The organism is Kaarinaea lacus (assembly GCF_975902315.1).
Genome location: NZ_CDLKIE010000103.1, coordinates 1 through 8,953, shown reverse-complemented (window position 1 = coordinate 8,953; position 8,953 = coordinate 1). Strand labels below are relative to the sequence as shown.

Below are 8,953 nucleotides of genomic sequence, written 5' to 3'. Positions count from 1 at the left end.
TTCTGTTGCGCTTCATCTTCAGAAAGCGTTTTACCCAGCTCCTTGGCGTAATCTTGCGATGGCGCATGAAAAGTTAAATGCAATAACTCTGAAAAAGGCGCTACCAGTGATGTTTGCCCTGGAATGACATACAAGGTCGCCCGCTTCGGCAAATAAAACTCTCCATCGACAATATAATGAATCGCTCTTTCCATAGGCTGAGCATTAATCAAACTGGGCAATCCATCAAGTTCCGGGTGATCCACAAACACACGCATTACATAATAGGTGTAGCGACCGACATTGCCGAGAAAAACATCGTCTTCAACAGATTCCTGGTAACTTTCTGATGGTAATAATTGCCAGGACATATCAACATTAAAAAGCCCATCCAGACGAGAATACAGAAAATCAAAAACTCTCTCACAATAATTAACTAGCTGTGGTCCATAACTTGAATCGTCCGGAACACCAAAATGCTGATAGCTGTAACTGAGCTCATAGGCATCATCCCAGTCATAGCCTTCCCGCTCGAATTCAGACCTTAATATAGATTTAATCATATCAACTTCATTGGGTTGATATATTTGTGTAGCAATGGTTTGCTCGCTGTGCAGGGGATAAAAAAACTTTTCCACAATCGGGGCGTCTACGCGAGGTCCTAGCCCTTCCCTGTCAACAAAAGCCCAGGAGTCAGGAACATCTGGACTCTTTACCTCGCTCATCGCCAATAAACTACCAGGCCTTGCTATTGACATTACCGTGGGAACTGTAAGGTAAGAAAGAAATTTACGTCGAGAAATTCCTGTGTTCCAGTTGATACGTCCCATCATTGCATCTCCTAAATTCCTTGCAAACGTCAACAAATTTGATCAGCGCAACACCGAAGGCGGTGTTAATTACAAGGATACTAAACAGACTAGGCAATTAGAGTTGCCAAAGTATTGACATCAATCAACCGTTTACGCATAAAACAGAAAACTTCATTGATTTACTATCCCAAAAGTAATATTTTGTGACTTACCATACATTCTAATCTTACAGAATATATATTTGCTCACAGAATCTCATGTCCTTCGTTCAAAATTGAAATAATTTGCTAATCTTAACATTTGCCGTTTTACTTTTAACTCATACAGCAACTCAACAACTGACTTTGTTATGCATCATCACGGCCGCAAACTACAACTGATTTGGGATGTTGACAGATTTCGATGTCGCGTTGGTGCGATTGAGGTTGCCATTGCTAGCACGCATTTCCCTCCTTTTACTATTAGTGCAATTGTTGAAGAGCAGGATACTTCGCTGGTGCTGGGAGAAACAGATGAAATTCGTGACCCAGGCGAAAAACCAGCCTGGTATCTGGCAAATTTTATTGAGACACAATCACTTCTGTCTCCAGGCCACGTGATCGTACGGGGTACTCAACCGCTACGCTTACAGGCTATTGTTCACGATCTCGAACAGGAACCAATATGCCGAGAGACCTGGATTATTCTCGCTTTGGAACAAATCATCGACATTACAGAAAAGCGTAATATTCACGCATTGCAAATGCCGTTACTGGGGACACGCTATGGGGGCATTGAAATCAGACAGTTTCTCGACTTGCTACTGGCAAATATCACAAAGGAAAAACTTGAGTCTTTAAAAAAATTATGGCTCGTTTCCCCTGAACAACAATGTCAACAGATTTTCGAAGAGCTTAATGACGCAATTAGTTGCCTGAATTAATGAATAATTTAACAGGTTTTTATTTGATTAACGCTTTTATTTGATTGAGCAAAGTATCGTCATCCCATTCACGGGTTCCAATTGCCCGATAAACCACCCGACCTTCAGTATCGATAACATAGGTAGTCGGTAGTCCCATGGCAGGATAATCATTGATTACTGAGGAGTCCAGATCCATCAGCAAAGGAAAACTCACGGGATAGTCTGCAGTAAATGTAAATATGGTATCGGCGTCTTCACCGACATTAATTGCCAGGATCTCTATATTTACCTTTTTCAGTTGCTCATAAGCACGCTCCATAGAAGGCAATTCAAATCGACAGGGAGGACACCAGGTTGCCCAGAAATTTATTAAGACGACTCTTCCACGGTATTGCTTCAGCTGGTGAACCTTTCCATCACTGTCTTTCAGGGTAAAGTCAGCCGCCAACGGTTTACCGGACACCGGATAGAGAGGCTGAGAATTTTCGGCAGATGCAATATTTATTGTCTGCAATAAACATAGTGCTACCAGAAAAATCTCACGTAAATACGTCATACTTTAATTCATCATATAAGTTAAAAAGCTTCCTTGGGGTCCAGGTGAATATCTGGCGCACATTCTATGTTTCTAATTATACCGCTATGCTCAATTCCCTGTTGCGTCCACACCATTTTCAGGTCAAAGCGTGTACCGGGTGGCAAATTATAAGAAGTCATACCCCAATTGTAATCCTGAGGTTGATAACTTTGCTGAGTAGGAATTAGTGACCAGGAAAATGCAATTTTAGCTGATGCTGGCACTTTTGCTTCATTCCACTCCTGCTCCCACACTTCTCTCGTTTTAAGTGATTGCACCTTGCCATTGCTGGTGATTTTCCATTTCGTCAAATCATACTTAATGATCCGTTGCGACGTTGCTGATGCAACATTTTTATAGACAGTCTGAAAAATACAGCTTTGTGCAATACGCTCGGCATGTTCCTTATTGAATCCCCGCGCCACAAAAAAAGCCCGTGTTTGATCCGGCAAGCGCTGTACCAGGCGAAGAGATACCGTATCACTTCGCCATTCCCAAAAAGGTAATTGCGCATCCTCATCAACGCCACGCAGCACTTTGCCTTCTGCCGATACCTGAGTTACCGGCAAAAGGCATAAAATACTGATCAACACGATAAATTTTAAAGAGTGCGTCTTATTCAGCACAGCTAACCTCTAACACTTGCCTGTTAAAAACTACATACCTATCAGTTTAGCGGTAATTCCATGTCCTCTCAAAGTATCAAGGATTTCCTTACCAGATACCACGCCTGGATCGTAATCCACTAACAACAGATTTGCTGATGTTTGCCCCAGCATGCTATTAATGATGCCCTTGCAAGTATCAACGATTTGCTTCGCATCTGCCATTTGTTGCCGATCAACAAATTGCTGAATATATACCATTACGTTGCAACAGTTTTTCATGATTTTTCCCCTGTATCGTTGTTCATCTATGACTGGTGAGGTCTTTCTCATTCCATCGAGTTAAAGCATATGCCACACTCGTATCAGTTTGGTTTCTAAACCGAAAAGTTATGTTGCTGGTTTGTAACAGATTTTTGTTATGCCCAAATCGGAAAAACTTGATCTATATCAGTGTGTTATGTCCTCAAACCCTTTTAAAATTTATATTAGGAAATAAGAGAGGATCTGGCTATGAAACTTCCATTGCAAGTTACGTTTCGCCACATGGAGCCTTCCGATGCACTGGATGCAGATATCAGAGAGCATGCCGAACGCCTTGATAAATATGTCGACAATATTATGAGTTGTCGCGTCGTTGTAGAAGCACCTCACCAACATAAGCATCAGGGACAGTTGTATCAAATCAGCATTAACATCACTGTGCCAGGGCATGAAATTAACGTCACACGTGGCCGGGATTTACATCATGCACACGAGGATCCTTATGTTGCAGTACGCGATGCTTTCAATGCTGCGCAACGCCAGTTGCAGGACCTGGCCAGGGTTCGACGCGGCGATGTAAAACACCATGAAACACCATCACATGGACAAGTGGTCAGTCTTTCACCAGACGAACACTTCGGTAAAATTGAAACCGCTGACGGTCGGGAAATTTATTTTCATCGTAACAGCGTGCTTGATGAAGAATTTGGAGATCTTGAAATAGGTACTGAAGTTCGCTTCCATGAAGAGATGGGGGAACAGGGACCGCAGGCAAGCTCCGTGCAGGTCGTTGGCAAACATCATATTGCCTAGAACTATGGTCACTTAATACAATGATCACTTAAAACTGTGATCGCATAACACTATGATCTTAAGAACTATGGAGCCAGTATCTGCTGATCGTCTGGAAATCCATGTTAATAAGCTTGCTGGTGAAATCGGCGAGCACAATATCTTTCACCCCCACGCGCTAAACGCCGCAGCTAACTATATTAGCCAGGAATGGCAACAGCAAGGTTACGAAGTTACTCAGCACAGTTACGATGTAAAAGGCATGCAATGTGCCAACCTGGAAGTTACCAGTACCGGCAGCAACCAGGATGGTGACATCATACTCATTGGCGCCCACTATGACTCCGTGATGGGAAGCCCTGGTGCCAACGACAACGGTAGTGGAATTGCCGCGTTGCTGGAGCTTTCTCGGCTATCGATAACCACCCAGCACAAAAAAACCGTTCGCTTTGTGGCCTTTGCCAACGAGGAACCGCCTTTTTTCTACTGGAACAATATGGGTAGCATGGTTTACGCAAAACAGGCAAAACGGTGTGGAGACAAAATCAGTTACATGATTTCACTGGAAACTATTGGATACTATGATTCACAGCCCGATAGCCAGCATTACCCACCTTTACTTAAGCATTTCTATCCACAAACGGGTAATTTTATTGCATTTGTATCAAACTTGCGTTCACGTCGCACTATGCTGAAGGCAGTAAAAGCGTTCCGCGCCGTAACCGATTTTCCCGTAGAGCATATTGCTACTTTGGCAGTTGTACCGGGTGTATCATGGAGTGACCACCTGTCATTTTGGCGACAGGGTTACAGGGCTTTTATGATTACCGACACAGCATTCTATCGATATCCTTACTATCACTCATCGGAAGATACGCCAGACAAGCTAATGTACGAGCCGTTCGCAAAGATGACCAATGGGCTATTTTTAATGTTATTGTCACTAGCAAACAGGCAATAGTTACAAACAAGCAATAGTTACAATGACCGCCAGGTCACCGGTGTCCGACAGGCATCAATAAAAGCGGACTGGCGTTTGAATCCAGCTGTAGCACGTCAGTCATTTCGTCATCATAAAATGCACCAATTACCACGGTACCCAGGCCCAACGCCTGTGCCTGGAGAAACAGGTTTTCAGCAGCATGACCCGTTTCAATATGCACATAGCGTTCACCACGCTTATTGTATTTCCATGTCGTTCTTTCATAGATCGCTGTGAACACTACCACCGCTGCAGCATCACCGACCGATGACTGACCATAGGCAGCACGCACCAGAATTTTACTAAAATCTCCTTCCCGAGTAATTTTTAAGGTATGACTATCAGGATCATAATGGTAGATGCCGGGTTGAAGGTTTTCGACTGTTTTTACGACAACATAAAGCTCCAACGGATAGAGCGCGCCAGCCGACGGCGCCGTGCGAAAACCCTTTGCATGCGTAACACCTTGTGCCGCCCAGAGCAATTGTCCAATATGGGCCAGGGATATACTGGATTGTTGATATTCACGCACAGATCGGCGTTCCTGCAATAATTGCTCAAGGAACTTGTCGCCTGTTATATCAGGTGATGGCAGCGTGATAACTTTGGAAGCGGTTACTTGGGCCACAACACATCCTATTGCCTGAAAATACAATAATAAAATGCACAACCCATATAGGTAGCAATGCCTGCTGTTTTTCATGCTTTTAACTTGCTGTATTCTTACACTTAATTTATGAATCTTCTTTGATTATCATCATTAAACAACCAACTAGATCCTATTAGAGTCGATACATGACACAAAGAAAGAACAGCAAATCATTAAAGGCTTACCGTTCATCAACATATTCTCCACAGGTCTCATTTCTGATTCGGCCCATGCACGAACCTGACCTTGATTCCATTGTCAGACTGGAAAAGCAATGTTATTCGCACCCATGGCCAACCTGGCTTTTTCGAGGTGCGTTACGTACAGGCATGAGCTGCTGGATTTTGGAAGCTGAGAAAGAGATCGTTGGATTCGGCATTATCCAGATTAAAAACAACTGGGGCCACCTCATGAATATTTGTATCGCTCCTCGCTATCGCGGTGTGGGATTGGGTAAAAAGATGACGCTACATTTACTGTCAGAAGCCCGTCAACGTCACGCAGCAATATCCTGGCTGGAGGTGAGACCCACAAATAGTGTTGCAATCAAATTGTATAAATCGCTCGGTTTTCGTAAAACTAAAATGCGAAAGAACTATTACCCTTCACGACGCGGACGCTTACCCGCAATTGTCATGGCCAGAAAGTTATAATAACGACACGAACAGCTAATTATTCCGATGTGGCACCGTATCATAAAACCTGGACTCATTTTTCTTGCTGGCATTATTTCCTGCCCGGCCGACGCAAAATGCGAGATAAATGCTGATAATTTATATGAACAATTTAAAAACTATCGAGAGCATATCAATACTGCTACCAGACTAGAGGACTTGACTAATTATTTTTCACAAAACTTTAATCTATATTATTCGGATAAGCTGGCCAATGCCCGGGGAGAAGCCAGCAAACAACGTTATTTGACCCAGTACTGGGATAATTTGAATACACTTAAAGATATTGTCATTGTTTTTGACTACTCAGCGAAATGTGACAAAGGAATCGCTACCCTGGCACTGGTATCCATCTTAGACACCAATCAATCTGATGAAGGACAGGAAGTTGAACTATGGAACGTACTTATAGATTACACACAAGATAATCATGCGTGGAAAATCGATAGTTTTGAATATAAAAAGCTCGGCTCCAGGAAAGATTATCTGGCCACTGAAATAAAAAGCAACTTTGTGCGTATTCACTAAATAATGGGCATATTTTCTCTGCATGCTGCACTATCCGGTAGATTTAGAGTAATATAAATAACCGTGAACGCGAAAACACCACAGCCCCCTGTTAATTTTATCCGTTACTGGATAATGTTTTCCTTTGCCTTACTCGTATTATTACTATTACTCCAGATCTCCCCTGTCGGACAGGAACGCACTTTTGATATTCCTTACAGTGTATTCAAGCAACGCGTAAAAGAACAGCGTGTCACCGAAGTGGTGTTAAAAGGTCAAATCGCAGAAGGTAAACTTGATCAGCCACAGCCCATCGGACCCAGGGGTGAAATTGGTCAACGATTCAAAACCCGTATACCGGATATTGGGGATGACACACTGTTACCAATGCTGGAGGAACATGGTGTTAAGGTCAATGTATCTTCGGCTGCAGAAGAAGGTGTATGGGCAAGACTGATACTGGGGCTTTTACCATGGATTATTTTTATCGGATTTTTCGTATGGCTGATGCGGCGTGCCATGCGAAATATAGGTGGACGCATTGGCGGTCCCGGTGGTGAGCTTAAAGATTTTCTCGAACCCCCATCAAAAAAAGCCGAAATCCCGGAGATCACTTTTAAAGATGTAGCCGGTCAGGAAAACGCCAAGCGTGAAGTGACTGAACTGGTTGAGTACCTCAAGAATCCCGAAAAATTCCGTAAGCTGGGCGCAGAAATTCCCAAAGGCATACTTTTGATGGGTCCACCCGGCACGGGAAAAACATTGCTGGCCAGGGCCCTGGCTGGTGAAGCGGGAGTCCCCTTCTTTTCAATTTCCGGCTCGGAATTCATTGAAGTATTTGTGGGCGTGGGCGCTTCACGTGTAAGGCACCTGTTTGAAGCCGCAAAAAAAAGCGCGCCCAGTATTGTGTTTATTGATGAACTGGACAGCGTTGGACGCACCCGCGGTACGGGGCTTGGTGGCGGACATGATGAACGGGAGCAAACACTTAACCAGATACTGGCAGAAATGGATGGATTTACCGGACGCGAAGCCGTGTTAGTATTATCTGCAACCAACCGGCCGGATGTTCTGGACCCAGCCCTGCTGCGACCTGGTCGCTTTGATCGTCATGTTACACTGGATTTACCCGACCGAAATGATCGCATCGCGATATTAAAGGTACACATAAAAAACAAGCCTATCGCCAGTGATGTAGACCTGGACAAAATCGCTGCTGGCACGCCGGGCTTTTCCGGTGCTGATTTAAAAAACCTTGCCAACGAAGCAGCCATACTTGCTGCACGCAAGGGCGAACAGCAAATTACCACAACTGATTTTGAAGACGCTCGAGATAAAGTTATTTTAGGCACTGAACGAACTCTGGCCATCGAACCAGATGAGAAGCATCGTCTGGCGGTTCATGAAGCCGGACATACACTGGTTGCTTACTACCTGCCTAATGCTGATACCCTGCATAAAGTAAGCATTGTTCCCCATGGTCGCGCTTTGGGTGCGACAGAACAATTACCTGAACACGAGCGTCACACCTTACCAGAAGAATACCTTCACGATCGACTGGCCGTGATGCTCGGAGGACGTACTGCGGAAAAGGAATTATTAGGTTCGCTAAGTTCGGGTGCCGATGATGATATTCACCAGGCTACCGTAATGGCACGTGCCATGGTTTCCCGCTGGGGTATGTCAGAGGAAATTGGCCCGGTCGATTTGCGGGAAAGTGAGGAACACCCCTTTCTCGGACGTGAAATTGCCCAACCTCGCCGTTATAGTGAACATTCTGCAGAAGCCGTAGATGAAGCAACCCACCAGCTTCTATTGAAAGCGGAACAAAGGGCCACTGAAGTAGTACACTCACACCGTTCTCAACTGGACAGGCTCATAAGCGAACTGGAAAATAAAGAAACTTTGCACAAAGAAGAAATTGAAAAATGCCTCGGTCCCACACAACTTAAAAAAATAGAAACCAGTGACTAGTTCCTCATACGTCACGCTCCAACAATGACTCCGCAAGCCGCCTGACTTCACTAATCCCGTTACTGCCCTGAGACAACATAATCGCCAGCGGTGTTTCACCACCCAGCGATTCCTTTGGGATTGTTACCCAAACGTCGCGTGCCGTAGGTTGATACGGGAAATATTTTAACAAAGCCCTGTCAATGGCTAATAAATCTCCCATGCGCGTTAAAACCACGATATCATCAGCGGGAA

Annotated in this window: 12 protein-coding genes; 6 read left to right on the top strand and 6 right to left on the bottom strand. The window is 44.3% G+C overall.

Going from position 1 to position 8,953, the window contains the following annotated elements; genetic code table 11:
* Positions 1-812 (bottom strand): hypothetical protein (locus ACWVCM_RS02560; RefSeq protein WP_455200138.1); only part of this gene is annotated, 812 nt, incomplete at its 3' end.
* Between the two features lie 328 nt (positions 813-1,140).
* Between ACWVCM_RS02560 and ACWVCM_RS02555 the strand changes: the two genes are divergently transcribed.
* Positions 1,141-1,713 (top strand): hypothetical protein, encoded by a 573-nt coding sequence (locus tag ACWVCM_RS02555; protein WP_455200137.1) that lies wholly within the window; start codon positions 1,141-1,143, stop codon positions 1,711-1,713.
* A gap of 19 nt (positions 1,714-1,732) precedes the next feature.
* Here the strand turns inward: ACWVCM_RS02555 and ACWVCM_RS02550 are convergent, their stop codons facing one another.
* Genes ACWVCM_RS02550 through ACWVCM_RS02540 form a run of 3 tightly spaced genes read right to left on the bottom strand, consistent with a single transcriptional unit; the run spans position 1,733 to position 3,159 of the window.
* On the bottom strand, positions 1,733-2,251 hold the full coding sequence (locus tag ACWVCM_RS02550; protein ID WP_455200136.1) for a peroxiredoxin family protein: 519 nt from the start codon (positions 2,249-2,251) through the stop codon (positions 1,733-1,735).
* A 20-nt stretch (positions 2,252-2,271) separates the two neighbouring features.
* Positions 2,272-2,898, bottom strand: a complete 627-nt coding sequence (locus ACWVCM_RS02545; RefSeq protein ID WP_455200135.1) for a hypothetical protein — start codon at positions 2,896-2,898, stop codon at positions 2,272-2,274.
* A 30-nt stretch (positions 2,899-2,928) separates the two neighbouring features.
* The gene (locus tag ACWVCM_RS02540) at positions 2,929-3,159 is read right to left on the bottom strand and encodes a hypothetical protein (RefSeq protein WP_455200134.1); all 231 of its coding nucleotides are present in this window, start codon (positions 3,157-3,159) and stop codon (positions 2,929-2,931) included.
* A 231-nt stretch (positions 3,160-3,390) separates the two neighbouring features.
* On the opposite strand from ACWVCM_RS02540, the gene ACWVCM_RS02535 reads away from it, so the two are divergent.
* Positions 3,391-3,954: an HPF/RaiA family ribosome-associated protein gene (locus ACWVCM_RS02535; RefSeq protein ID WP_455200133.1), complete on the top strand. Its 564-nt coding sequence runs from the start codon at positions 3,391-3,393 to the stop codon at positions 3,952-3,954.
* A 52-nt stretch (positions 3,955-4,006) separates the two neighbouring features.
* A complete protein-coding gene (locus ACWVCM_RS02530) occupies positions 4,007-4,894 on the top strand; it encodes a M28 family peptidase (protein ID WP_455200132.1) in 888 nt (295 codons plus the stop codon).
* A gap of 34 nt (positions 4,895-4,928) precedes the next feature.
* Here the strand turns inward: ACWVCM_RS02530 and ACWVCM_RS02525 are convergent, their stop codons facing one another.
* Complete coding sequence (locus ACWVCM_RS02525; protein WP_455200131.1) at positions 4,929-5,543, bottom strand: SagB/ThcOx family dehydrogenase; 615 nt, start codon at positions 5,541-5,543, stop codon at positions 4,929-4,931.
* A 167-nt stretch (positions 5,544-5,710) separates the two neighbouring features.
* On the opposite strand from ACWVCM_RS02525, the gene rimI reads away from it, so the two are divergent.
* From rimI to ftsH, 3 genes are all read left to right on the top strand, one after another.
* Entirely contained in the window at positions 5,711-6,217 is a 507-nt protein-coding gene (gene rimI / locus ACWVCM_RS02520; RefSeq protein ID WP_455200130.1) for a ribosomal protein S18-alanine N-acetyltransferase, read from the top strand.
* A 27-nt stretch (positions 6,218-6,244) separates the two neighbouring features.
* Positions 6,245-6,766, top strand: coding sequence for a hypothetical protein (locus ACWVCM_RS02515; protein WP_455200129.1), 522 nt, complete (start codon positions 6,245-6,247; stop codon positions 6,764-6,766).
* A 63-nt stretch (positions 6,767-6,829) separates the two neighbouring features.
* Positions 6,830-8,719 carry an ATP-dependent zinc metalloprotease FtsH gene (gene ftsH, locus ACWVCM_RS02510; RefSeq protein ID WP_455200128.1) on the top strand — a complete coding sequence of 630 codons (1,890 nt, stop codon included), beginning with the start codon at positions 6,830-6,832 and terminating at the stop codon, positions 8,717-8,719.
* A 4-nt stretch (positions 8,720-8,723) separates the two neighbouring features.
* Here the strand turns inward: ftsH and ACWVCM_RS02505 are convergent.
* Positions 8,724-8,953 (bottom strand): hypothetical protein (locus ACWVCM_RS02505; protein WP_455200127.1); only part of this gene is annotated, 230 nt, incomplete at its 5' end.